This window comes from Streptomyces sp. RB17, from assembly GCF_009604455.1.
Taxonomy (GTDB): Bacteria; Actinomycetota; Actinomycetes; order Streptomycetales; family Streptomycetaceae; genus Streptomyces.
This window is the reverse complement of record NZ_WEGL01000056.1, coordinates 1-1,401: the sequence shown is the minus strand read 5'-3', so window position 1 is coordinate 1,401 and position 1,401 is coordinate 1. Positions and strand designations below refer to the sequence as shown.

The following is a 1,401-nucleotide window of genomic DNA, read 5'->3' as shown; positions in this document are numbered from 1 at the left end:
TACTGCAACGGTGCTTGCCGTGACTGATGGCCAGGTCAGTCGTTGGTGTCGTTATGGGTGGGGACCTTGCCGATGTCAGACTCTGGGCGCGTGAACTGGACTTGGTGCACGAGCGATTTGTGCACCGTTTCAGCAGGTCGGAGCCGCGTGAGTCGGCACTGGCCTATATGCGGGGTCTGATCGCTCCGCTGCAGCGTAAGAACGGCTGGACTGTGGCCGAGGAGGCCGGTCATGGTGGCCCGGATCGTATCCAGCGGATGCTGAACCGGATCGAGTGGGACGCCGATGAGGTCCTCGACGACGTCCGTGAGTACGTGGTGGAGAACCTTGGTGATCCCGAGGCGGTCCTGATTGTGGACGACACCGGTTTCCTGAAGAAGGGGACGCGGTCGGCCGGGGTGCAGCGGCAATACTCCGGCACGGCCGGGCGGACGGAGAACTGCCAGGTGGGCGTGTTCCTCGGCTATGCGACTCCTCGCGGCAGGACGTTGATCGACCGCCGCCTGTATCTGCCGACGTCCTGGACTGATGACCGTGAGCGGTGTCGCCGGGCCGGTATCGGTGATGAGGTCGCGTTCGCGACGAAGGTGGCCATGGCCAAGGCGATGGTCCGCAAAGCCATCGCGGATGGCCTGCCGTTCAGTTGGGTAACCGCGGACGCCGCCTACGGCTTCAGCAAGGGCTGGCGGTTCGAGCTCGAGCAAGCGGACGTCTTCCACGTCATGTCCACCACCCGTCACGACACCGTGGTCACGCGCTGGGCGATGGATCACCCCGTTCACGACCTGTTCAACGGCCTGCCGAGGCAGAAGTGGAAGCGTCGTTCCTGCGGAGCGGGGGCTCACGGCCTGCGGGTTTATGACTGGGCTCGCGTCGAGGTGCGGCCCTGGCACCGGCCCGACCGCCGGCACTGGGTGATCGCCCGCCGCAGTGTCAGCCGGCCCGATGAGATCTCCTACTACATTGCCTACTGTCCCGCCGAGACCACACTCGACCAGCTGATCCGCATCGCGGGCAGCCGGTGGGCGATCGAGGAATGCTTCCAAACCGCGAAGCAGGAATGCGGCCTGGACGATTACCAAGTCCGTCGCTACCCCGGCTGGCACCGCCACATGACACTCGCCATGGCCGCCCACGCCTGCCTCACCATCCTGCGAGCCCGTGAGCTCGACACTGGAAAAGCAGAAACGGATCCTCCCAGCTCATCCACCTCAGCCTCGCAGAAATCAGACGCCTGATCACGCGTCTAACCAACCGCAGGGCCGTGGCCGTCGATCACATCCTGCACTGGTCAACCTGGCGTCGACGGCGCCAACACCAGGCCCGCATCAGCCACTACAAACGACGCGGACACATCCCCTGACCTGGCCATCAGTCACGGCAAGCACCGTTGCAGTACTA

1 protein-coding gene is annotated in these 1,401 nt (G+C 64.6%); it reads left to right on the top strand.

Going from position 1 to position 1,401, the window contains the following annotated elements; all coding sequences use genetic code 11:
* Positions 1-53: 53 nt before the first annotated feature.
* Entirely contained in the window at positions 54-1,238 is a 1,185-nt protein-coding gene (locus SRB17_RS45245; protein WP_153548071.1) for an IS701 family transposase, read from the top strand.
* Positions 1,239-1,401: the final 163 nt, after the last annotated feature.